This window comes from Pseudomonas mandelii (genome assembly GCF_002251635.1).
GTDB classification, from domain to species: domain Bacteria; phylum Pseudomonadota; class Gammaproteobacteria; order Pseudomonadales; family Pseudomonadaceae; genus Aquipseudomonas; species Aquipseudomonas mandelii_B.
In genome coordinates, this window is the sequence record NZ_NMOJ01000076.1 from 28128 (window position 1) to 51973 (window position 23846).

20 protein-coding genes and 2 tRNA genes are annotated in these 23846 nt (G+C 59.9%); 16 read left to right on the plus strand and 6 right to left on the minus strand.

Going from position 1 to position 23846, the window contains the following annotated elements; translation table 11 throughout:
- Positions 1–8: 8 nt before the first annotated feature.
- Positions 9–2495, plus strand: coding sequence for a ligase-associated DNA damage response DEXH box helicase (locus B7L09_RS10915; protein ID WP_094468812.1), 2487 nt, complete (start codon positions 9–11; stop codon positions 2493–2495).
- The gene (gene pdeM, locus B7L09_RS10920) at positions 2495–3151 is read left to right on the plus strand and encodes a ligase-associated DNA damage response endonuclease PdeM (protein WP_094468813.1); all 657 of its coding nucleotides are present in this window, start codon (positions 2495–2497) and stop codon (positions 3149–3151) included. The genes B7L09_RS10915 and pdeM overlap by 1 nt, the downstream gene beginning before the upstream one ends.
- Before the next feature lie 114 nt (positions 3152–3265).
- Here pdeM and B7L09_RS10925 read toward each other — a convergent pair whose 3' ends face one another.
- Together B7L09_RS10925 and dcd are read right to left on the minus strand one after the other, a co-directional pair.
- On the minus strand, positions 3266–3475 hold the full coding sequence (locus tag B7L09_RS10925) for a hypothetical protein (protein WP_010462659.1): 210 nt from the start codon (positions 3473–3475) through the stop codon (positions 3266–3268).
- 106 nt (positions 3476–3581) lie between these two features.
- A complete protein-coding gene (gene dcd, locus B7L09_RS10930) occupies positions 3582–4148 on the minus strand; it encodes a dCTP deaminase (protein ID WP_094468814.1) in 567 nt (188 codons plus the stop codon).
- Between the two features lie 354 nt (positions 4149–4502).
- On the opposite strand from dcd, the gene B7L09_RS10935 reads away from it, so the two are divergent.
- Positions 4503–4712, plus strand: coding sequence for a cold-shock protein (locus tag B7L09_RS10935; RefSeq protein ID WP_002554837.1), 210 nt, complete (start codon positions 4503–4505; stop codon positions 4710–4712).
- 110 nt (positions 4713–4822) lie between these two features.
- Here the strand turns inward: B7L09_RS10935 and B7L09_RS10940 are convergent, their stop codons facing one another.
- The gene (locus B7L09_RS10940; RefSeq protein WP_042932327.1) at positions 4823–5830 is read right to left on the minus strand and encodes a DUF481 domain-containing protein; all 1008 of its coding nucleotides are present in this window, start codon (positions 5828–5830) and stop codon (positions 4823–4825) included.
- 163 nt (positions 5831–5993) lie between these two features.
- Here B7L09_RS10940 and B7L09_RS10945 point away from each other — a divergent pair, with 163 nt between their 5' ends.
- The 4 genes from B7L09_RS10945 to B7L09_RS10960 all read left to right on the plus strand — a co-directional run bounded on the left by B7L09_RS10945 (position 5994) and on the right by B7L09_RS10960 (position 10767).
- Positions 5994–6347: an MGMT family protein gene (locus B7L09_RS10945; protein ID WP_077750279.1), complete on the plus strand. Its 354-nt coding sequence runs from the start codon at positions 5994–5996 to the stop codon at positions 6345–6347.
- Between the two features lie 43 nt (positions 6348–6390).
- The gene (locus B7L09_RS10950; protein WP_094468815.1) at positions 6391–7950 is read left to right on the plus strand and encodes an AmpG family muropeptide MFS transporter; all 1560 of its coding nucleotides are present in this window, start codon (positions 6391–6393) and stop codon (positions 7948–7950) included.
- Between the two features lie 130 nt (positions 7951–8080).
- Positions 8081–9796: a proline--tRNA ligase gene (locus B7L09_RS10955; RefSeq protein WP_094468816.1), complete on the plus strand. Its 1716-nt coding sequence runs from the start codon at positions 8081–8083 to the stop codon at positions 9794–9796.
- 17 nt (positions 9797–9813) lie between these two features.
- Positions 9814–10767, plus strand: a complete 954-nt coding sequence (locus B7L09_RS10960; RefSeq protein ID WP_094468817.1) for a hypothetical protein — start codon at positions 9814–9816, stop codon at positions 10765–10767.
- Between the two features lie 96 nt (positions 10768–10863).
- Here B7L09_RS10960 and dinB read toward each other — a convergent pair whose 3' ends face one another.
- Positions 10864–11925 carry a DNA polymerase IV gene (gene dinB / locus B7L09_RS10965; protein ID WP_094468818.1) on the minus strand — a complete coding sequence of 354 codons (1062 nt, stop codon included), beginning with the start codon at positions 11923–11925 and terminating at the stop codon, positions 10864–10866.
- 301 nt (positions 11926–12226) lie between these two features.
- On the opposite strand from dinB, the gene B7L09_RS10970 reads away from it, so the two are divergent.
- From B7L09_RS10970 to B7L09_RS10985, 4 genes are all read left to right on the plus strand, one after another.
- A tRNA-Met gene (locus B7L09_RS10970) sits at positions 12227–12303 on the plus strand.
- A gap of 206 nt (positions 12304–12509) precedes the next feature.
- A tRNA-Met gene (locus tag B7L09_RS10975) sits at positions 12510–12586 on the plus strand.
- A 278-nt stretch (positions 12587–12864) separates the two neighbouring features.
- Complete coding sequence (gene mprF, locus B7L09_RS10980; RefSeq protein WP_094468819.1) at positions 12865–15507, plus strand: bifunctional lysylphosphatidylglycerol flippase/synthetase MprF; 2643 nt, start codon at positions 12865–12867, stop codon at positions 15505–15507.
- Positions 15507–16802, plus strand: coding sequence for a virulence factor family protein (locus tag B7L09_RS10985; protein WP_094468820.1), 1296 nt, complete (start codon positions 15507–15509; stop codon positions 16800–16802). The genes mprF and B7L09_RS10985 overlap by 1 nt, the downstream gene beginning before the upstream one ends.
- A gap of 231 nt (positions 16803–17033) precedes the next feature.
- Here B7L09_RS10985 and B7L09_RS10990 read toward each other — a convergent pair whose 3' ends face one another.
- Positions 17034–17315 carry a type II toxin-antitoxin system Phd/YefM family antitoxin gene (locus tag B7L09_RS10990; RefSeq protein ID WP_094468821.1) on the minus strand — a complete coding sequence of 94 codons (282 nt, stop codon included), beginning with the start codon at positions 17313–17315 and terminating at the stop codon, positions 17034–17036.
- Positions 17316–17717: 402 nt separating this feature from the next.
- On the opposite strand from B7L09_RS10990, the gene B7L09_RS10995 reads away from it, so the two are divergent.
- Positions 17718–18044: a DUF3077 domain-containing protein gene (locus B7L09_RS10995; protein WP_094468822.1), complete on the plus strand. Its 327-nt coding sequence runs from the start codon at positions 17718–17720 to the stop codon at positions 18042–18044.
- A 201-nt stretch (positions 18045–18245) separates the two neighbouring features.
- Here the strand turns inward: B7L09_RS10995 and B7L09_RS11000 are convergent, their stop codons facing one another.
- The gene (locus tag B7L09_RS11000) at positions 18246–20147 is read right to left on the minus strand and encodes a potassium transporter Kup (RefSeq protein WP_094468823.1); all 1902 of its coding nucleotides are present in this window, start codon (positions 20145–20147) and stop codon (positions 18246–18248) included.
- A 288-nt stretch (positions 20148–20435) separates the two neighbouring features.
- On the opposite strand from B7L09_RS11000, the gene rimO reads away from it, so the two are divergent.
- From rimO to B7L09_RS11020, 4 genes are all read left to right on the plus strand, one after another.
- Positions 20436–21773 carry a 30S ribosomal protein S12 methylthiotransferase RimO gene (gene rimO / locus B7L09_RS11005; protein WP_094468824.1) on the plus strand — a complete coding sequence of 446 codons (1338 nt, stop codon included), beginning with the start codon at positions 20436–20438 and terminating at the stop codon, positions 21771–21773.
- 113 nt (positions 21774–21886) lie between these two features.
- The gene (locus B7L09_RS11010) at positions 21887–22360 is read left to right on the plus strand and encodes an acetyltransferase (protein ID WP_094468825.1); all 474 of its coding nucleotides are present in this window, start codon (positions 21887–21889) and stop codon (positions 22358–22360) included.
- Positions 22361–22550: 190 nt separating this feature from the next.
- On the plus strand, positions 22551–23261 hold the full coding sequence (locus tag B7L09_RS11015) for an rRNA pseudouridine synthase (RefSeq protein WP_094468826.1): 711 nt from the start codon (positions 22551–22553) through the stop codon (positions 23259–23261).
- A gap of 75 nt (positions 23262–23336) precedes the next feature.
- A complete protein-coding gene (locus B7L09_RS11020) occupies positions 23337–23804 on the plus strand; it encodes a YehS family protein (RefSeq protein WP_094468827.1) in 468 nt (155 codons plus the stop codon).
- Positions 23805–23846: the final 42 nt, after the last annotated feature.

The following is a 23846-nucleotide window of genomic DNA, read 5'->3' on the forward strand; positions in this document are numbered from 1 at the left end:
CCGCCGGCATGGGATCCTCCCCCGACTACGCAAAACACTGGTTCAGCACCCGCGACTGGAAGCCGTTCGCCTTTCAGAAGCAAGTGTGGACGGCCGTCAAGCGCGGTGAGTCCGGATTACTGCACGCCAGCACCGGTGCCGGTAAAACCTATGCAGTCTGGTTTGCTGCGCTCAATCGCTACGCAACGTCCACCGCCCCTGTTGAAAATCCTCGCAAACGAAAACCGCTGGCCGAACCGCTGACGGTGCTGTGGATAACGCCCATGCGCGCCTTGGCCGCCGACACCGCTCGCGCCCTNGAAGCNCCGNTNCACGCCTTGCAGATTCCCTGGAGCGTCGGCCTGCGCACCGGCGACACCAGCAGCAGCGAACGCGCACGTCAGACTCGTCGCCAGCCCACCACGCTGATCACCACCCCCGAAAGCCTGACCCTGATGCTCGCCCGTGCCGATGCGCAAACAGCGCTATCGACCTTGCGCATGGTGGTGGTCGACGAATGGCACGAACTGCTCGGCAACAAGCGCGGCGTGCAGCTGCAACTGGCCCTCGCCCGCTTGCGCCGATGGAATACGGACCTGATCGTGTGGGGCGCTTCCGCGACGCTGGGTAATCAAGCCCACGCCGAACAGGTATTGATCCCACAGGGTGGCGGCATCAGCGTTCAAGGCCAGACCTCCAAGGAACTGCGGGTCGACACGCTGCTGCCGCCCGCCATCGAGCGATTTCCATGGGCCGGGCACATTGGTTTGAAGATGTTGCCGCAAGTCGTCGCCGAAATAGACTCCAGCCCCAGCAGCCTGGTGTTCACCAATACTCGCGCGCAATCCGAGATCTGGTATCAGGCCTTGCTGGAGGCGCGCCCCGATTGGGCCGGGCTGATCGCCTTGCACCACAGCTCATTGTCACGAGACACCCGTGACTGGGTCGAGCGAGCACTGAAGGACGGCCAGCTCAAAGCGGTGGTGTGTACTTCCAGCCTGGACCTGGGCGTGGATTTCCTGCCGGTTGAGCGGGTGCTGCAGATCGGCTCGGCCAAAGGTGTGGCGCGCTTGATGCAGCGCGCCGGGCGTTCCGGTCATGCGCCGGGGCGAGTGTCACGGGTGACGTTGGTGCCGACGCACAGCCTGGAGCTGATCGAAGCGGTGGCGGCTCAAGATGCCGTGGCGCAACGCCGCATCGAGCCCCGGGAGTCGCCGCACAAACCGCTGGATGTGCTGGTTCAACACTTGGTCAGCATGGCGCTGGGTGGTGGGTTTCTGCCCGATGAGTTGTATGAAGAAGTCCGTGGCGCCTGGGCTTATCGAGACCTTACGGCGGCGGATTGGACCTGGGCGCTGGCGTTTGTACGCCATGGCGGACTTTCCCTGACAGCCTATCCGGATTATCGCCGGGTCGAGCCTGACGAGCAGGGCGTCTGGCGCGTACCGGATGCGCGACTGGCGCGGCGACATCGCATGAGCATCGGCACCATCGTCAGCGATGCGAGCATTCAACTGAAATTCTGGAGCAAGGGCGGTGGCGGCAAGAACCTGGGCAGTGTCGAGGAAGGCTTTATCGCCCGGCTCAAACCCGGTGATGGTTTTCTGTTTGCCGGGCGTTTGCTGGAGCTGGTGCGGGTGGAAAACATGACCGCCTATGTGCGACGCAGCACCGCGAAAAAAGCTGCCGTGCCGCGCTGGAATGGCGGGCGCATGCCCCTTTCCAANGAACTGGCGCAGGCGGTGGTCGCGCGTTTCAGTGCGGCGGAGCAAGGCGAGTTCATTGGCCCGGAGATGCGGGCTCTGCGGCCGCTGCTGGAGGTGCAGCGACGCTGGTCCGGGTTGCCGACCTCGAATTCGTTGCTGGCCGAAGCATTGAAATCCCGCGAAGGCTGGCACCTGTTCCTGTACCCCTTTGCTGGGCGCCAAGTGCATCTGGGGGTGGCGAGTTTGTTGGCGTGGCGGGTCAGCCAACTGCAGCCGGTGACCTTTTCGATTGCCGTNAACGATTACGGACTGGAATTGCTCAGCGCCACCTCTGTGGATTGGTCGCAGGTGTTGAACCCCGGCCTGTTGAGCCCCGAGCACTTGTTGAACGATGTCCTCGCCAGCTTGAATGCCGGCGAACTGGCCCTGCGCCGCTTTCGCGAAATCGCACGCATCGCCGGGCTGGTGTTTGCCGGCTACCCCGGCGCGCCGAAAAGCACCCGTCAGGTGCAGGCGTCCAGCGGCTTGTTCTATGAAGTGTTCAAGCAATATGACCCGCAGAATCTGCTGCTGGCCCAGGCCGGAGAAGAAGTTTTACGGGAAGAACTGGATATTCATCGTCTGGAACAGACGTTGGCGCGTATCAATCGACTGAAACTGGACCTGCATCAGATCAAACGTCCTACACCGTTGGGGTTTCCCCTGTTGGTTGAGCGCATGCGGGAAAGCATGAGTTCGGAAAAACTCGCGGACCGTATCCGACGCATGGTCACCGACCTTGAGAAAACCGCCGAAACTGGAAAAACCTGATGAGTACGCCCTACCCCGTGAAACTGGCCGGTGAAGAGCTGTGGCTGCTGCCGGAAAAAGCCATTTATTGGCCGGCGCAACAAGCCCTGCTGATCGCCGATGTGCATTTTGGCAAAGCGGCGGCATATCGCAGCCTTGGCCAGCCGGTGCCCCATGGCACCACCGCCAGCAATGTCGCGGTGCTGGACACGTTGTTGGCCGCCCTGCCCTGTCGTCAGCTGATTTTCCTCGGGGACTTTCTGCACGGGCCTGGCTCCCATGCTTGCGGCACGTTAAGCGCCCTGGCTGAGTGGCGAGCGCGGCACCCGGATCTGCCGATGACGCTGATCCGCGGCAACCACGACAAACGCGCCGGGGACCCGCCGGCGTCGTTAAACATACGTGTGGTGCCCGAGCCGTTGTTGCTCGGGCCGTTCGCCTTGCAGCATGAGCCCGACCCGCATCCGCACCGGCATGTACTGGCCGGGCATGTGCATCCGGTTTATCGGCTGAACGGCAAAGGTCGGCAGCGTTTGCGCCTGGCGTGTTTCAGATTGGGGGAGGACATCAGCCTGCTACCGGCCTTTGGCGCGTTCACCGGCGGTTATCAGGTCGAACGGGACGACAGCTGTAGGATCTTTGTCATCGGCGACAACGAAATATGGCCAGTCAGCTGAAGTCTTCAAGGACTACAGCTGACTGACCATTCATTGTCGAGGCAGATCAAATATGGCCAGTCAGCTGAAGTCTTCAAGGACTACAGCTGACTGACCATTCATTGTCGAGGCAGATCAGGCTACAGGCGCAGGAGGCGGCTCATCCGGCAGGGTGGGTTCACCGGGCTCGGTAGGCTGTTCGTTTGGGGTATCAGGATCAGGCTGGCCGGGGATGCCCCCTGCCATGCTGATGGCTGGATGTGCCAACAAGGACCAGGCCAAGACGCCAATCTGATTGGGCTCAAGCCTTGCCAGTTCGGCACTTATTCGCGGATCGATCTTCATAAAGCACTCCTGAGCAATGGCCCCGTCCGCTGTACGCGAACCGGGCAGTACACCCAATAGAGTGTCTACCCGCTCAAGAATTCCCGCGACCTGCCAGATGAATGGCTCAGGTGCGTGGCAGGGTGACGCCGAGTTGGCCCTGGTACTTGCCGCCACGGTCCTTGTAGGAGACTTCGCACTCTTCGTCGGACTGCAGGAACAGCATCTGCGCCACGCCTTCGTTGGCGTAGATCTTGGCTGGCAACGTGGTGGTATTGGAAAACTCCAGGGTCACATGGCCTTCCCACTCTGGCTCAAGCGGCGTCACGTTAACGATGATGCCGCAGCGCGCGTAGGTGCTTTTACCCAGGCAGATGGTGAGCACGTCACGGGGAATACGGAAGAATTCCACGGTGCGCGCCAGGGCAAAGGAGTTTGGCGGAATGATGCACACGTCACTCTTGACGTCGACGAAGCTCTTTTCGTCGAAGTTTTTCGGATCGACGATGGCGGAGTTGATGTTGGTGAACACCTTGAATTCATCGGCGCAGCGTACGTCGTAGCCGTAGCTGGATACACCGTAGGAAATCACGGGAGCCGCGCCTTCGCCACGGATCTGGCGTTCAACGAAGGGTTCGATCATGCCGTGCTCTTGCGCCATGCGGCGAATCCACTTGTCCGATTTGATGCTCATGGCGGGTGTCCTGAATAGCGAGGTGGAAAAATTCTGTCCGGCATCTTACCGGGCGCGCGCTCCGGGTTCAAAGTCCGGGGCGTAATTCTCGCCGATCCCCTGTGATATCTGGCCGTTCGCCGTAATCCGGTGCACCGTCAGTCATGAAAACAGAGAAACCTTCGCACGAAGCATTGGCACGTTCCGGAAAAAGGGTTAAGGTGGCGCCACTGTGCTGCTTGTGTCACTGAGAATCTCTACACGATATGTTGAATTTCGATCCAACCATCTCCAAGAATTTTTCCTGCTCTTTGCACTCAGTCTCGGCCAGGGCTTTTCCTGAGTCGCAGTTAACTTTGTCCAAGGAGATACACCATGTCTAATCGCCAAACTGGTACCGTTAAGTGGTTCAACGATGAAAAAGGCTTCGGCTTCATCACTCCACAATCCGGTGACGACCTGTTCGTTCACTTCAAAGCTATCCAATCCGACGGCTTCAAAAGCCTGAAAGAAGGCCAACAGGTTTCTTTCATCGCTACCCGCGGTCAGAAAGGCATGCAAGCTGAAGAAGTTCAAGTTATCTAACTTGTACTGACTTNAGTAAAAAGCCCCGCCCTCAAAAGCGGGGCTTTTTTGTGCCTGCGTGTTTTGCAGGCAAAAAAAAATCGCAGCCCATGGCTGCGATTTTTTGCGTCTTACCAGGCTACGCCAAACCCTGCGGTGTAACGCGTCTTGTCCAGATCCGCATCGTCGGTGCCGCTGATGATGTCTCGCTCGGCCTTCAGGTTAAGCGACGCCCACTCGGTGACCTTGTAGCGCAAGCCCATTTCGGCATCGAGCGCGTAATCCGCTACGCCCGACAACGGCTTGCCCACCTCGCCATTGGTGAAGAACTCCACCTTCTTGCCGATGAGATAACGGTTGTAGTCCCACTTCATCGCCAGGGAATAGAAGTTTTCCTTGCTGCCGTCGGAGAACTCATAGTCCGTGCGGTTGACCAGCGAACCCAGGGAGAATGCGCCGAGCTCGTTATCCCAGAACTGGTAACCCGGACCGGTACCGACAGTGCGTTGACGGGACAGGTCTTCTACCTTGTCGCGCTTATAGACCGCACGGCCTTGCCAGAACCACTTCTCGGTCAGGAAGCGGTCGAGCGAGTATTCGCCCCGCCAGTTGTCCGTAGTAACCACGTCATCCTGGAATTCGCGGTTGTACTCGCCTTCCGCCGTGTGCCGCCATTTGCCATGGCGCGCAGTGGTCTTGAAGTCGATGTCGTAGTCATCGGTGTCTTTTTCCGCACGCTGGTAATCCAGCGCCGCGTCGACATTGCCTTTCCACACCAGATCTTCAACCACCGGCTTGGGCTTGAGTATCTGCTGGATACTCGCCAGCTCGACCGTCTTCGGCGCCTCGCCGTTTTCAAGCGTCACCTTGCCGTCGTCTGCCGCATGCAGCGACTTGGCCTTCTCGCCGGTGTAGGCATCCTGCTTGACCAGTAACTCCTGATCACTTTCCAGGGTCTTGACCTGCTTCCAGTCGATCGGGACCGCACCGGCGTATTCGGTCTGGATCAGCAATTTACCGCCATCGAACAGCGTGATCTTGCCGCTCAGTTTGTCACCGTTCTTCAACCAGACGGTATCNGCGAGCAACGGCGTGGAGGCACTCATGACAGCAAGGCACAGCAGGGTTCTGGACACCATAAGCAAATACAGGCTCAAGTTTGCGAAAAAAAGTCGGCATTATCCCTGAGAATAAGACCCTAGCAAGGACTGACCCGACTATTTCTATTGAGTTCATTTCTCAATTGCGCATCCAGGACTTACTCTACGGACGGTAAGGCGAACTTCTTCAGGAACCACGGACGTGACCGACCCAACCACTGAAACCGAAAGTGCGGCGCAAATTCGACGCACGGCGCTCTACTTGACCCTCGCGCAAGTGCCCGAGGGCAAAGTGGTGAGCTATGGTCAACTCGCCGAACTGGCCGGGCTGGGCCGAGCCGCGCGCTGGGTGGGACGCACATTGAGCCAACTGCCCGGCGACACCAAGCTGCCATGGCACCGCGTGCTCGGTGCCGGCGGTCGGATCAGCCTGCCCGTGGGCAGCCCTTCAGGGGATGAGCAACGTGCGCGTTTGCGCAGTGAAGGCGTCAGTATCCTGAACAATCGCGTTGATATTCAGCGTCATGGCTGGCGCCCGGTAGAGCACAGCGGTTAGAGTGCGCGCTTTGTTTCCGCAAATCTGAGGCAGACTCCAGCCCATGCCCCGTAAAACCTGGCGCGCCGCGCTCGCCGCCTATGCCAGCCCCTCGACGTTAGTGCTGTTGTTGCTCGGCTTTGCCGCCGGCTTGCCTTACATGTTGGTGTTTTCGACGCTTTCTGTGTGGTTGCGCGAGGCCGGCGTGGCCCGCGAGACCATCGGCTATGCGAGCCTGATCGGCTTGGCCTATGCCTTTAAATGGGTCTGGTCGCCGCTGCTCGACCAATGGCGCCTGCCGCTGCTCGGTAAACTCGGACGTCGTCGTTCCTGGCTGGTACTTGCCCAGACGCTGGTGATCCTCGGGTTGATCGGCATGGGCTTCTGCGACCCGCAAAAACATCTGTCCTGGCTGATCGCCATTGCCGTCATCGTTGCCTTCGCCTCAGCCACCCAGGACATCGCGGTAGACGCCTATCGCCTGGAAATCGCCGACGACAGCCGCCAGGCCGCTCTGGCCGCCAGTTACATGTCCGGNTATCGGATCGCCGCGTTGCTGGCGACGGCCGGCGCGCTGTTTTTCGCTGAAGGCTTTGGCTCCACGGGCTTCAATTACCAGCATTCGGCCTGGGCCGGCACCTACGTGCTGTTTGGCGCCCTGATGGTCCCGGCGCTGCTGACGACGCTGTTCATGCGCGAACCGCCTGTACCCCTGCGTACTCAACTCCAAGCCGGCCGCTACAGCTTCGCGCACCAATTGGTCTCGGTGTTCGTGCTGATCGTACTGCTGGTGTCGGTCCCCGCGATGTTCACCCAGTTGTACAACACGGACTTCGCCAGCGTGCTGTTCGAAGGCGTGAGCCCGCTCGAGCTGTTGCTCGAAGACCGCGCCTTCCTGCGCGCGATCCTCTACACCACACTGACGCTGATGTGCCTGTCGGCCATGGGCCGTCGCGGCCTGGCACCGGTGCTGACGCCGATCAACGACTTCATTTTGCGTTACCGCTGGCAGGCGCTGCTGCTGCTTGGGCTGATTGCGACCTATCGCATGTCCGATACGGTGATGGGCGTGATGGCCAACGTGTTCTACATCGACCAGGGCTTTACCAAGGACCAGATTGCGGGGGTCAGCAAGATCTTCGGCCTGATCATGACCCTGCTCGGCGCCGGCATGGGCGGCCTGCTGATCGTGCGTTTCGGCATCCTGCCGATTCTGCTCATCGGCGGCATTACGTCGGCCGGCACCAACCTGCTGTTCCTGATGCTCGCCGACATGGGCCCGGACCTGCAGATGCTGATTTTCACCATCTCCCTGGATAACTTCAGCTCAGGCCTGGCCACCTCGGCCTTTGTCGCCTACCTGTCGAGCCTGACCAACCTCAAGTTCTCCGCCACCCAGTACGCCCTGCTCAGCTCGATCATGCTCCTGCTGCCACGCCTGATCGGCGGTTATTCAGGGGTCATGGTGGAGAAATTCGGTTACCACAACTTCTTCCTGATCACGGCGTTGCTGGGTGTTCCGACCCTGCTGTTGATCGCCCTGCACTGGTTCCAGGAGAGCCGCCGCGCAGGCCCGACGCCGACACCCGAACCGGTGCCGACCCAGGTCGCGGAAGAATCGTAGGACATTTCGCAGAGGGCGCGACGATTCCCGCCCTCCTGCCACACCGCCGACCGCACGCCTGTACGCCAGCGGATCTCGCCCGTACAATGCTCCGTCATTTCTCGTCATCAGCAACCGACAACGGCCAACCATGCGCACCAGTCAATATTTGCTCGCCACACAGAAAGAAACGCCTTCCGACGCGGTCGTGATCAGCCATCAGCTGATGCTGCGCGCGGGCATGATCCGCAAACTGGCCTCCGGCCTGTACACCTGGCTGCCCATGGGTTTGAAGGTGATGCGCAAGGTCGAAGCGATCGTTCGCGAAGAAATGAACGCCGCCGGCTCTCTGGAAGTGTTGATGCCAAGTACCCAACCGGCTGAGTTGTGGCAGGAGTCCGGGCGCTGGGAAGAGTACGGCCCTGAATTGTTGCGCTTCAAGGATCGCCACGGTCGCGATTTCTGCGCCGGCCCGACCCACGAAGAGGTCATCACCGACCTGATGCGCAACGAGCTGAGCAGCTACAAGCAGCTGCCGCTGAACCTGTATCAGATCCAGACCAAGTTCCGTGACGAAATCCGCCCACGCTTCGGCTTGATGCGCGGCCGCGAATTCATCATGAAGGACGCCTATTCGTTCCACGCTGACCAGGCGTCGCTGCAGGCCACCTACGACCGCATGCACACCGCCTACTGCAACGTGTTTACGCGCCTGGGCCTGAAGTTCCGCCCGGTTGAAGCGGACAACGGCTCCATCGGTGGCGCCGGCTCCCACGAGTTCCATGTACTGGCCGACTCCGGCGAAGACGATATCGTGTTCAGCAACGGCTCCGACTACGCGGCGAACATCGAAAAAGCCGAAGCCGTACCGCGTGAAACCTCCCGCGCAGCACCGACTGAAGAACTGCGCCTGGTCGACACGCCGAACGCCAAGACCATTGCGCAACTGGTCGAAGGCTTCAACCTGCCGATCGAAAAGACCATCAAGACCCTGATCGTGCGCGCCGAAGAAGAAGGCAAGCTGATCGCCCTGGTCATCCGTGGCGACCACGAGCTCAACGAAATCAAGGCAGCCCAGCAGCCAGGCGTGGCCAGCCCGCTGGTCATGGCCACCGACTCCGAGCTGCGCGACGCCATTGGCGCCGGTGCCGGTTCGCTCGGCCCACTGAACCTGCCGTTGCCGATCATCATCGACCGTTCGGTCGAGCTGATGAGCGACTTCGGTATCGGCGCGAACATCGACGACAAGCACTATTTCGGCGTGAACTGGGAGCGTGATCTGCCGGTTCCGACCGTTGCCGACCTGCGTAACGTGGTAGCCGGTGACCCAAGCCCGGATGGCAAGGGCACTCTGGAAATCAAGCGCGGCATTGAAGTCGGGCACATCTTCCAGCTGGGCAACAAGTACAGCAAGGCGATGAAGTGCGAAGTGCTGGGCGAGAACGGCAAGCCGGTCACCCTGGAAATGGGTTGCTACGGCATTGGTGTGTCCCGCGTGGTTGCTGCTGCCATCGAGCAGAACAACGACGCCAACGGGATTATCTGGAGCGACACGCTGGCTCCATTCCAGGTCGCGTTGGTGCCATTGCGCTACGAAACCGAACAGGTTCGTGAAGCCACCGACAAGCTCTATGCAGAACTGACTGCAGCCGGTTTTGAAGTGTTGCTCGATGACCGGGACAAGAAAACCAGCCCGGGCATCAAGTTCGCCGACATGGAACTGATTGGCATCCCGCACCGGATCGTGGTCAGTGACCGCGGCCTGGCCGATGGCAATCTGGAATACAAGAGCCGGACCGAAGCCGAAGCCCAACCGTTGCCGGTGGCTGACGTGCTGTCTTTCCTTCAGGCGCGTATTCGTCGCTGAAACCAGATAGAGAAGTCATGTTCAAGCGAAACACCAGAGCCCTGGGGGGCGCCGCCTTGTGCGGCGCCCTGCTGGTCAGCGGCTGCGCCAACCAGATGTCGCAACGCAGTGAGCACGAGGAGCGGGGCGAGCGTAAGTTGCTCGATCACAGCCTGCAAATCGATGTAGGCGAACCCAANGTGTTGGAGCTTCCACAACGCCGGGTGAAAATNCACGAGCAAAANACCTTCGAGGTCACCGAATTCGAAGTCACCCGTCACTATGATCGCTACACGCCCTACCAACCCTGGCGGGAGGTCTACGAGATCCCGCTGGGCGCGGTAGCGGTGGTGGGCGGTGTCGGCGCGAACGTGGTCAACGTATTCACCCTTGGCAGTCTGCCGGACAGCGTGACCAAGGATTGGCTGAGCTACGGTTTTGCCGGGCTCAACCCGCTCATGAACGTGCAGTCCAACGGTCGGGCGCAACAAAACCTGGCCGGGATCGATGAGGTCCAGCGCGACAAGCGCACGGAGTATTCGAGCCTGCCCTGGAGCGAGCGCCCGGTGGTGGTGAAAGCGGGTAAGGAAACATTTGATCTGAGCACCGACAAAAACGGTGTTCTGCGCCTGAACCTGCTGGACAGCCCGTTCGCCGAACATGACATCAATCATCTGAGCCGACTGCTGATCAGCGTCGAAGACGGTCAGGACGATGTGCACAGCGATTCGTCCTTGGCGGTCAGCAGTGGCTTGCGCGGCAAGCTGCTCGAAGCGCACGGCCTGATTTATGACGACCTCGAAGACGACGAAGTGAGCCAGTGGGTTCACCGGGTCAAACGCCTGTCGGAACTGGGCCTGGAAGAAGAAGCCAGCGAACTGGAACAAAGCCTGATCGAACTGACCCGTAACGATCCCGAGTTGCAGCAGGAATTCCTCAAGTCATTGACCAAGGATGCCGGGCGACTGGTGGCGGATCCTGGACCGAATTAAAAGCAAAAGCTTCGCGGGCAAGCCTCGCCCCTACAAGATGCGATACCTGTAGGAGCGAGGCTTGCCCGCGAAGAGGCCCTCACATTCACCGCAAAACTACCGCTCAAACAACTCCATCTGCTCAAACCCACCCCGCAAATCCTCCAGTCGCACGCCAATCCCCAACAACCGCACCGGTTTCCCGCCACGATTGAACGCCTGGCTCAACAGCTGTTGATAACTCTCCAGGTCCCGCCCTGCCCCGGCCTGCTCCAGGGTGGTCTGGGTAAAGTCATGAAACTTCACTTTGACGAACGGCTTGCCCGCGCGGTAACTGCTGTCGATCCGCGCCATGCGGCCCGCCAGGGTTTCCAATAGCTCGGGTAATTTATCCAGGCAACTGACCAGATCCGGCAGGTCCACGTCGTAGGTGTTTTCAACACTGATCGACTGCCGCCGGCTGTCGTTCTGCACCACGCGGTCATCAATCCCACGGGCCAGGCTCCAGAGCCGCTCGCCAAAGCTGCCGAATTCGCGCACCAGTGACAGCTTGTCCCACTCGCGTAAATGCGAGCAATCGACAATGCCGAGCCTGCCCAGCTTGTCGGCGGTCACTTTGCCAACGCCGTGCAACTTACTGACGGGCAAACCGCTGACAAAGTCCTCGACCTGATCCGGCGTGATCACAAACAAACCGTTGGGTTTCTTCCAGTCACTGGCAATCTTGGCCAGAAACTTGTTCGGCGCCACGCCGGCCGACACGGTGATGTGCAACTGGTTGGAGACACGACGGCGAATGTCCTGGGCGATACGTGTGGCGCTGCCGCCAAAATGCGGGCTGTCGGAGACATCAAGGTAGGCCTCGTCCAGCGACAGTGGCTCGATCAGGTCGGTGTATTCGCGAAAGATCGTCTGGATTTCCTTCGACGCTTCTTTATAGGCATCCATGCGCGGCTTGACGATGGTCAGGTCCGGACACAGCTTCAAGGCGTGGCGCGAGGACATGGCCGAGCGAACGCCATATGCCCGCGCNTCATAGTTGCAGGTGGCGATCACCCCGCGCCGATCCGCAGAACCACCCACCGCCAGCGGCTTACCCGCCAGGCGCGGGTCGTCACGCATCTCGATGGCAGCGTAGAAGCAGTCGCAATCGACGTGGATGATTTTTCGCTGGCTCATATAAAAGCGGTGTTCATGGTGAAGAAATGGAGTCTTGGCGTGCCGGATCGGCAGTATCTCACTGACACCTGTATATAGCACCAGTAGTCTGAATCTTCTTACCCACCGGTAGGAAAAGTAACCGGTGAATTTATTTTCTCAATCGAAAAGCGTCGCCTAATAGAGCTGCAAGCCTTGCCACGCCTGCCTCGCAGACGATCACCCTGCCCTACTTTGCCGCTAAGCGATTGAACCAGAACAGGTTTTATCCAGATTNANGGTTGACACCCCNGCGNTCCGCTGTAGAATGCCGACACACAGACGCGGGATGGAGCAGTCTGGTAGCTCGTCGGGCTCATAACCCGAAGGTCGTCGGTTCAAATCCGGCTCCCGCAACCAAACATCAAAAAAGGCTACTCGAAAGAGTGGCCTTTTTTGTGCGCCTCTGTTTTTTACCGCTCTGTTTACCAGAAGTGAGAAATCGTTCTGATTCCGAAGCTTAAGTCTGCCCTGCGACCGTTCGCCGCTAATTCACGCTTATTTGACCTGGTTCCAGATTAACGGTTGACACACAGGCGTATCTCTATAGAATGCCGCCACACAGACGCGGGATGGAGCAGTCTGGTAGCTCGTCGGGCTCATAACCCGAAGGTCGTCGGTTCAAATCCGGCTCCCGCAACCAAACATCAAGAAAGGCCACTCGAAAGAGTGGCCTTTTTTGTATCCGTTGAAAAAGTCCTTTCGCAACAATGACCTGTCACAGTGTAGTGAAGCGTTCGGGATCACCCAGGCTGTGAGTTCAGACTATGCTGAATCGCAGACACAACCCTCTACGCTCAATGACATGCCATCGCCGCCAACCGGTGAGAGGCGTTAATATTTGTGATTATTTTTTTCCATAGGGATTGGTAACTTGGCTGGATACCTCCATCCTGTCGCGCACAATCCACGAGGTGATTGATGCGCGCCAACTCGTCTGAACCACAAGACACCGTCACAGCGGAACAACCGATTANGGCCGAGCGTTTGCGCTTGCTGGATCTGGTCAGCAAATATCGTCAGCCCATCGGCCTGGCGGTGACGTTGCTGTTGTTCGCTATCGCGCTGATTGCCTGTCGTCATCTGCTGAGCGAACTCGATCTGTACGCTTTGCATGACTCGATCCTGGAGGTACCGAAACCGGCATTGCTGGGCGCATTGGCTGCGACCGTGGTCGGTTTCATCATTCTGCTCGGGTACGAATGGTCCGCCAGCCGCTACGCGGGCGTGACACTGGCGCCGCGCATCATGGCGTTAGGCGGGTTCACGGCATTTGCCATCGGCAACGCCATCGGTCTTTCGATGCTCTCGGGGGGCTCGGTCCGCTACCGTTTATATGCACGTCACGGCCTGGGCGCTGCTGAAGTCGCTCACATGACGTTGTTCGCCAGTCTCTCGCTCGGCTGCGCCCTGCCACCCCTGGCCGCCCTGGCGACCCTCAGCAACCTGCCTGCCGCCTCGGCGGCCCTGGGATTATCCGAGGGTTTGCTGGGGGGCGTTGCCGCGGCGGTTTTGCTGCTGTTCAGCGTATTGGCCATCGGCATCTACCGCCGTCGCCTGCCGGAACAACCCTACCCGGACAACCTGCTGGTCAAGGCCGGGCGCCGCACGCTGCGCCTGCCGGGCCGGCGCCTGACCTTCCTGCAGTTGATCATCACCGCACTGGACGTGGCGGCCGCCGCCACTGTGCTCTATATGTTGCTGCCGGAAGCGCCGCCGTTCGGCCCCTTCCTGCTGGTGTATCTGCTGGCCCTGGCCGCCGGTGTACTCAGCCATGTTCCGGGCGGCGTGGGTGTATTCGAAGCCATTCTGTTGGCCGCCTTCGCCGACACGCTCGGCGCTGCACCACTGGCCGCTGCGCTGCTGCTCTATCGCCTGATCTACGTCGTGCTGCCGCTGCTGGTGGCGTGTGTGTTCCTGTTGATCAACGAAGGCCAGCGCCTGTTTCAGTCGCGCCAGTCCCTGCGCGCCGCTTCCGGTCTGGCGGCGCCGATTTTGGCGGTGCTGGTGTTCCTGTCCGGCGTGGTGCTGCTGTTNTCCGGCGCAACGCCGGAAATCGACACACGCCTGGAAAACATCGGCTTTCTGATTCCCCACCGCCTGATTGACGCCTCGCACTTTGGTGCCAGCCTGGTCGGCGTGCTGTGCCTGTTGCTAGCTCAAGGTCTGCGTCGTCGGCTGTCCGCCGCATGGATGCTGACCACCGTTCTATTGCTGGTCGGCGCCCTGCTCTCTCTGCTCAAGGGTTTTGACTGGGAAGAAGCTTGTTTGATGACCCTGACGGCGAGCCTGCTGGGGGTTTTCCGGCGCTCGTTCTATCGCCCGAGCCGCCTCACCGAACTGCCGTTCTCACCGCTCTATCTGGTTTCCAGCCTGTGCGTGCTCGGCGCCTCGATCTGGTTGCTGCTGTTTGCGTACCAGGACGTTCCCTATAGCCATCAACTCTGGTGGCAGTTCACCCTCGACGCCGATGCCCCGCGCGGCTTGCGCTCATTGTTGGGTGCGGCAGTGTTGCTGGTGATCGTGTCGTTGACCTGGCTGCTGCGCACTGCGCGGCCGGTGATCCACTTGCCGACGCCTGACGAGCTGGATCGCGCGGTAAAGATCCTGATGGCCTCCGCCCAACCGGACGGTGGCCTGGCCCTGACCGGTGACAAGGCGCTGCTGTTTCACCCCAACGACGAGGCCTTCCTGATGTATGCCCGTCGCGGGCGCAGCCTGGTGGCCTTGTATGACCCGATCGGCCCGACCCAACCCCGCGCCGAGATGATCTGGCAGTTCCGCGACCTGTGCGACATCCATCACGCCCGCCCGGTGTTCTACCAGGTACGCGCCGAGAACCTGCCGTACTACATGGACATCGGCCTCACCGCGATCAAGCTGGGCGAAGAAGCCCGTGTCGACCTGAAACGCTTTGACCTGGAAGCCAAGGGCAAAGAGATGAAGGATTTGCGCTACACCTGGAACCGTGGCACCCGGGACGGCCTGTCCCTGGAGATCTGCGAACCGGGCCAGGCGCCGATGGATGAACTCAAAGTCATCTCCGATGCCTGGCTGACCGGCAAGAACGTACGGGAAAAGGGCTTCTCCCTGGGCCGTTTCAGCGACGACTACCTCAAGCACTTTCGCATTGCGATCATTCGCTTCGAAGGGCGCCCGGTGGCCTTCGCCAACCTGCTCGAGACCTACAACCATGACCTGGCCAGTCTCGACCTGATGCGTGCGCACCCGGACGCGCCGAAGCTGACCATGGAGTTCATGATGGTCGGCCTGATTCAACATTATAAGAACCATGACTACGCGCGCTTCAGCCTGGGCATGGTGCCGCTGTCGGGGTTGCAACCCCGGCGTGGCGCACCGCTGACCCAGCGTCTGGGCTCGATGGTTTTCCGCCGTGGTGAGCAACTGTATAACTTCCAAGGTTTGCGCCGCTTCAAAGACAAGTTCCAGCCTGACTGGGAACCCCGTTATATGGCCGTGCCCGCAGGACTTGATCCGCTGGTGGCACTGGCCGATACCGCCGCCCTGATTGCGGGCGGCTTGACTGGATTGGTGAAACGCTGATGATTCGACGCTCCTTGCGGTACGTACTGGCCACACTGGTAGTGCTGGCCCTGATTCTCGGTGGCGGTTACTGGTACCTGAAACGCCCGGCCCCCGAACCGACCCTCGAACAGCTGAAGCCGGCCGATGGCACGGCGATGACGCGCGTCATCCCCGGCAACACGCCACGCGCCCAGGTGCTGGTGGCGGTCAATGAAGACCAGAAACTCAGCGACAAACAACTGATGACCCTGAGCCGCAGCGCTTCGGCACAGATCGTTCAGGTTATTCTGCCAAAAGACTGCCTGCTGCAAAGTCGCGCCCTGCAATCGGGCCTGCGAGAACTCAAAGGCCCGGCGACCCTGGTCAGCGGCATCGGCCCCGGCGCGGTGCTGGCGTGGCGCTGGTTGTCCGAGCAGAAGGACGACAAGGCCCAGGCCGTCTCCGTCGACCTGGCCCTGGAAAAACCCGGCTGCACCCACTTGCTGCCAAAAAGTGCCGCTCACGGTCACTGGCTGGTGGCCTGGAACGACAACCCGGACGACACCAGCGCCGGCTTCGTGCGCGATCAACCCAACGCCGAAACCAGCATCAGCGACTACGACATCAACCTGCCGCAAGTCCTGAACAACGAACTGCGCAAAATCCTGGTCGGTGGCGACAAAGCTGCCGGTGGCTTGCAGATTCCGGTGGTTGAAGTCCCGGCCGGGCAAGCCAAAGATACCGTCACCCTGTTCCTCTCCGGTGACGGTGGCTGGCGTGACCTGGACCGCGACGTGGCCGGTGAAATGGCCAAGATCGGCTACCCGGTGGTCGGCATCGACACGCTGCGCTACTACTGGCAGCACAAGACCCCGGAACAAAGCGCCAAAGACCTCAGCGAACTGATGCAGCACTACCGGCAGAAGTGGGGCACCAAGCGCTTCGTACTGACCGGCTACTCGTTCGGCGCCGACGTACTGCCCGCCATCTACAACCGCCTGGAACCCGCCGAACAGCAACGCGTCGACGCCATCATCCTGCTCGCCTTCGCCCGCACCGGCAGCTTCGAAATCGAAGTCGAAGGCTGGCTCGGCAACGCAGGCAAAGAGGCCGCTACCGGCCCGGAAATGGCCAAGCTGCCCGCCGACAAGGTGGTGTGCATCTACGGTGCCGAAGAAGTCGACGAGAGTGGCTGCACCGACAAGACCGCTGTGGGCGAAGCCGTGAAGCTGCCGGGCGGGCATCACTTCGACGAGAACTACCCGGCGCTGGCAAAGCGCTTGGTGGACATCATCGAGAAGCGCCAGGCCAAAGGTGAGACGGCTCAGGAGTGATCTGAGGCGCGCCCAAAAAAAGCCCCCGTTACCTCTCAGTAACGGGGGCTTTTTCATATTTACCGATTCAACTAATCACCACAGATCCCTGTGGGAGCGGGCTTGCTCGCGAAAGCGGCGTGTCAGTCAACATCAATGTTGGATGTCAGACCGCNTTCGCGAGCAAGCCCGCTCCCACAGGATCCGCATGCCAGTCTGTGCAAATGCGTCTACCACCCTAGAGACGGGTACTTAGTCTTTCCTGGCGTACCGTGTCCTCATATCGTCGTGACAAATTACATTGGCCTGATCAAAACCGGCCAAGCGCTCCGCAGCCGCTGCTTCAACGCGAAGATCCTTAAGCTCGTCGAGCATTTCCTGATAGACATCGACATTGATAATGACTGCTGCTGGCTGATTATTTTTGACAATGACCAAGGACTCAATGGCACGGATTGAGATCTCCTTGAGTCTCGTACTGAAGCCCCTGACTATTGCAGTCGTCGATACAGCACGCATTGATGATGCCGTCATACTTACCTCTCTTCACATCATGCAAATCTTAAACGCAGCTCAACGTATCGTTTACTTAAGGTGTCGCAATATCGGATGACGCCCGCAGACCTTGTAGGCAAACTCCGAATCTCGTGTTTGGGCACTTTGCCGCCTTGTTGCGTTTTTCTTCGACGGGATACTCTCCGGACGTCGCTGACCTTTCAGCGATCGGGCTTGGAAACCCGTCGGATCACAGCGCAACAGCACCTCTACCTCGATTCCAGACGTTTTAACGACTGCGAACCAAGTGTTATGGCGGCTGTGCGTGGGACGCCTTCGGGCGTGCCGGTTTTATGGTCCCCGGTTTTCCAACCTGCGTACAGCCGCCACCCATTCGCTTGGAAACGAACGTGGCGACTCCTCTAATGCTGGAGAATGACCATGACTAAAATTGATTCAACCGCGATTTCAGAATTAAAGACTATCGGTTTCACCCCACTCATCTACTGCCAGGATGAGGCATTGTTCAACGTCCGCGCCGGCGTCCCCATCGTTGCTGCATTGTCACAAGCCTCTGACCTGCTGTTCCTCGGCAAATCATTCGCCGAGGATGCCGCCTACGCAAGAGACACCGACCGCCATGCCTGGGCCGCGCATTATCTGACGGCGATGGGCAAGGCAGTGATTGATGATGTGGTGAAGGTGCTGACGCCGCGACCGGCTCGAACAAAGACCGAATCAGCAGAAGAGCTGCCCGAAAGCCAGTAACACCGCAAATCCCTGTGGGAGCGAGCTTGCTCGCGATGACGTCAGCNCGCGATGACGTCGGCACAGGCAACATTGTTAGCGACTGATCTACCGCTATCGCGAGCAAGCTCGCTCCCACAGGGGATGGTCACTGGGTTCAAGCCATCGGGCACAAAAAAGCCCCCGTTACCGCAAAGGCAACGGGGGCTTTTCGATCAGGGCTTACATCTCGACCTGTGTACCCAACTCAATCACCCGGTTCAGCGGCAGATTGAAGAAGCGCAAATTGCCGTTGGCATTCTTCAACATGAAGGCGAACAGCGCCTCGCGCCAACGGGCCATGCCTTCGAGTTTGGAGGCGATCACCGTCTCGCGGCTGAGGAAGTACGTGGTGCGCATCGGGCTGAAATCCAGATCGTCCAGATGGCACAGCTTCAGCGCTTCGGGCACGTCCGGCTCGTCGGTAAAACCGAAGTGCAGGATTACGCGGAAGAACCCTTCCCCGTAGGCATCCACCTCGAACCGCCGTGAGGTAGGTACGCGCGGGATGTCTTCGTAGACCACTGTCAGCATCACCACCTGCTCATGCAACACCTGGTTATGCAGCAGGTTGTGCAACAGCGCGTGAGGCACGGCGTCGGTNCGCGCGGTGAGAAACACTGCCGTGCCCTGGACGCGATGCGGCGGTTGCACGGCAATACTGCTGATGAAAATCGGCAGGGGCAGGCCGCCCTCGTCCATGCGCTCCATCAGCAGTTCCTTGCCGCGCTTCCAGGTGGTCATCAGGATAAACAGCACAATCCCCGCCAGCACCGGGAAGGCACCGCCCTGGACGATCTTCGGCACGTTGGCGGCGAAGAACAGGCCGTCCACCAACAGGAAGCCGATCAACACCGGAATCGCCAGCACCGGTGGCCACTTCCAGAGCAGCAGCATCACCGCCGACACCAGGATGCTGGTAATCAACATGGTGCCGGTCACTGCCACGCCGTAGGCGGAGGCCAGGGCATTGGAGGATTCGAAGCCGAGCACCAGCAGGATCACGCCGACCATCAGCGACCAGTTCACCGCACCGATGTAGATCTGACCTTGCTCGGCGCTGGAGGTGTGCTGGATGTGCATGCGCGGGATGTAACCCAACTGGATCGCCTGACGCGTCAGGGAGAACGCGCCGGAGATGACCGCTTGCGAGGCAATCACCGTGGCCAGGGTCGACAGACCGACTAAGGGAATCAATGCCCAGCTTGGCGCCAACAGATAGAACGGGTTGCGAGCGGCTTCCGGATNTTCCAGCAGCAACGCGCCCTGGCCGAAGTAGTTGAGCACCAGCGCCGGTAGCACCAGTGCGAACCAGGCACGAGCGATCGGCTTGCGGCCGAAGTGGCCCATGTCGGCATACAGCGCTTCGGCACCGGTCAAGGCCAGCACAACGGCGCCAAGAATCGCCACGCCCATGCCCGGATGGGACACAAAGAAACGCACGCCCCACACGGGGTTCATCGCTTGCAACACTTCCGGGTGCTGCAGGATGCCGTAGACGCCCAGCGCCCCGAGAACCACAAACCAGGTGACCATGATCGGCCCGAACAAGATGCCAATCCGTGCGGTACCGTGGCTCTGAATCAGAAACAGCGCCACCAGCACGACCAGCGACAGCGGCACCACCCAGTGGTCGATACCTTCGAACGCCAGCCCCAGGCCTTCAATCGCCGAGAGCACGGANATCGCCGGGGTAATCATGCTGTCGCCATAAAACAGCGCCGCACCGATCAGNCCGCACACTACCAGCACCGAGCGTAACTTGGGGTACGGCGACGCCGCCCGCCGCGCCAGCGCGGTCAAGGCCATGATCCCGCCTTCGCCCTGGTTGTCGGCACGCAGCACGAACATCATGTATTTGATCGAAACGACCCAGATCAGCGACCAGAAGATCAGCGCCAGGATACCCAGCACGCCGTCATGGTTGACCGGTACGCCGTAGCCACCGGAAAACACTTCTTTGAGGGTGTACAGCGGGCTTGTGCCGATATCGCCATAAACCACCCCGACCGCCGCGACCAGCATGCCGATCGGCTTTGCCGCCGAATGCTCGGCACCCGCTGCCTGACTACTTGCCTGCCCCATCCAAAACTCCTACTACTCAGACCCGGACTTCTTATAAGAAGCACTATGCTTTGCCGTGCAGCATGCGCTGTTTTACATGACGTTACAGACGTTTCGTTGACCGTAAAAAATCGGTAAAGCGTAACGGCGCGAAGCATAGCGCAGCACTCGTCGTATTTCCCTGCATAAAGCTGGTCAAGTGCGTTGCCCGTCGCTAGAATTGCGCACTTTTTGATCAGAGGCGCGANAAGCGCCCGTCCGCTGCCNTGCCGTCTTCGGCTGGAGGCGTCCCAAATACCGAGGTTAGACATGTCCACCACTCCTGCGCCGGCCAATCCAAAAGTTGGCTTCGTATCCCTGGGTTGCCCGAANGCTCTCGTTGACTCCGAGCGCATCCTCACGCAACTGCGTATGGAAGGCTATGACGTCGTGTCCACTTATCAGGACGCCGACGTGGTGGTGGTCAACACCTGCGGTTTCATCGACTCGGCGAAGGCTGAGTCGCTGGAAGTGATCGGCGAAGCGATCAAGGAAAACGGCAAGGTCATCGTGACCGGCTGCATGGGCGTGGAAGAGGGCAATATCCGCAAGGTGCACCCAAGCGTGCTGGCCGTGACCGGTCCGCAACAGTACGAGCAAGTGGTCAACGCCGTGCACCAGGTGGTGCCGCCTCGCCAGGACCACAACCCGCTGATCGACCTGGTGCCGCCGCAAGGCATCAAGCTGACGCCGCGCCACTATGCGTACCTGAAGATTTCCGAAGGCTGCAACCACAGCTGCAGCTTCTGCATCATCCCGTCGATGCGCGGCAAGCTGGTCAGCCGCCCGGTCGGTGACGTGCTCGACGAAGCCCAGCGCCTGGTCAAATCCGGCGTCAAAGAGCTGTTGGTGATCTCCCAGGACACCAGCGCCTACGGCGTCGATGTGAAATACCGCACCGGTTTCTGGAATGGCGCGCCGGTGAAAACCCGCATGACCGAACTCTGCGAAGCCTTGAGCAGCCTGGGCGTGTGGGTACGCCTGCACTACGTTTACCCGTACCCGCATGTGGACGAGCTGATCCCGCTGATGGCCGCCGGCAAGATCCTGCCGTACCTGGACATCCCGTTCCAGCACGCCAGCCCGAAAATCCTCAAGGCCATGAAACGCCCGGCCTTCGAAGACAAGACCCTGGCGCGCATCAAGAACTGGCGCGAGATCTGCCCTGAGCTGATCATCCGCTCCACGTTCATCGTCGGCTTCCCTGGCGAGACCGAAGAAGACTTCCAGTACCTGCTGGACTGGCTGACCGAGGCCCAACTCGACCGCGTCGGCTGCTTCCAGTACTCGCCAGTCGAAGGCGCACCGGCCAACCTGCTGGACGCGGCCATCGTGCCGGACGACGTCAAACAAGACCGTTGGGATCGCTTCATGGCCCATCAACAGGCCATCAGCTCGGCACGCCTGCAAATGCGTATCGGCAAAGAAATCGAAGTGCTGATTGATGAAGTCGACGAGCAAGGCGCCGTTGGCCGTTGCTTCTTCGATGCGCCGGAAATCGACGGTAACGTGTTTATCGACGATGCCAGCGGCCTGAAGCCGGGCGACAAGGTCTGGTGCACGGTGACNGACGCCGACGAATACGACCTGTGGGCGGAACAGATCTAAACGCAAAAAATACGAAAAGCCCCGCCCTCTTGACGAGATGCGGGGCTTTTTTAGGTCTATCGTTTTGTGGGAGAAAGGACTCGCACACTCCACGGTAAAAGGGGCACCCGGCCATGCGCCAACATTCGGTCATCCACACGCCGAAACAGAGCGACTACGAAGAACTCACACAAGTCTGGGAAGCTTCGGTGCGCGCCACCCATGACTTTCTGCCGGACAGTTACATTGAATTGCTGAAGAACCTGGTGCTGACCCGCTACCTCGACGCGGTGATGTTGATCTGCACCAAGGACTCGCGCCAGCGCATCACCGGGTTTGCCGGGGTGGCGGCGGGCAAGATCGAAATGCTCTTCATCGACCCGGCTCACCGTGGTCAGGGCCTGGGTAAACAGTTGCTGCGTTATGCCATGGAACACCTGAACGCGGATGAACTGGACGTCAACGAGCAGAACCCGCAAGCGCTGGGGTTTTACTTCAAGCTGGGGTTCGAGGTGATCGGCCGTTCGGAGGTTGATGGCATGGGGCAGCCATATCCGCTGTTGCACATGCGGCTGCGCCAAGACCAGCAGCGCTCACAGCATGGCTGACACAACACAAAACCCATGTGGGAGCGGGCTTGCTCGCGAAGGGGCCATCAGTCTCACATCAATGTTGACTGATAAACCGCCTTCGCGAGCAAGCCCGCTCCCACATTAAAAGCATCTGCGGCAAATGGAGCCGGGATTAACCGGCGCCCAGCAGGTACAATGCCCACCCCTTTTTTGTTACGGCCCTGTCATGACTGACCCGATTCGTCTCTCCAAACGCCTCATCGAACTCGTCGGCTGTTCCCGTCGGGAGGCTGAGCTGTTCATCGAGGGCGGCTGGGTCACCGTGGACGGCGAAGTCATCGACGAGCCGCAATTCAAGGTTGACACCCAGAAAGTCGAGCTCGACCCAGAGGCCAAGGCCACGGCACCGGAGCCGGTGACCATCTTGCTGAACGTGCCCGTGGGCATGGACGCGGAAACGGCGATGGCAACGATCAGCGCCGAGACCCTGTCCGAAGAACACCGCTTCAGCAAACGCCCGCTCAAAGGCCACTTTCTGCGCCTGACCGCCAGTGCCGACCTGCAAGCCAAGGCCAGCGGCCTGTTGGTGTTCACCCAGGACTGGAAGATCCTGCGCAAGCTCACCGCCGACTCCGCCAAGATCGAACAAGAATATGTCGTCGAGGTAGAAGGCGACATGGTGGCTCACGGCCTCAACCGCCTGAACCACGGCCTGACCTACAAAGGCAAAGAGCTGCCGGCCGTAAAAGCCAGCTGGCAGAACGAAAACCGCCTGCGCTTTGCGATGAAAAACCCGCAACCGGGCGTCATCGCTCTGTTCTGCGAAGCCGTTGGCTTGAAAGTCATCGCCATCCGCCGTATCCGCATCGGCGGCGTGTCCATCGGCAAAGTGCCGTTGGGGCAATGGCGTTACCTGTCCGGCAAAGAGAAGTTCTAAGACTTTTCACGCCGCCACACATTTTGGCGCCGCTGTTTACGCGGCGCCCACTGCTGAATATCAGGATTGCACACCATGATTCATAACGACGTACTGCGCAGCGTGCGCTACATGCTCGACATCAGCGACAACAAGATGGTCGAGATCATCAAACTCGGCGGCATGGACGTGACCNTGGAAGACCTGCTGACCTACCTCGACAAGAAAGAGGAAGACGAGGAAGGCTTCGTGCGCTGCCCGGACGAAGTCATGGCGCACTTCCTCGACGGCCTGGTGATTTTCAAGCGCGGCAAGGACGAAACGCGTCCGCCGCAGCCGATTGAAACCCCGGTGACCAACAACATCATCCTGAAGAAGCTGCGCGTCGCCTTCGAACTGAAAGAAGACGACATGCACGCCATCCTCAAGGCTGCCGAATTCCCGGTGTCCAAACCTGAGCTCAGCGCGCTGTTCCGCAAGTTCGGCCACACCAACTACCGCACCTGCGGCGACCAGTTGCTGCGTAACTTCCTCAAGGGCCTGACCCTGCGGGTTCGTGCGTAAGCCATGAGTTACCAGGTCTCGCCCGTCGGCTTCGCCATCGCC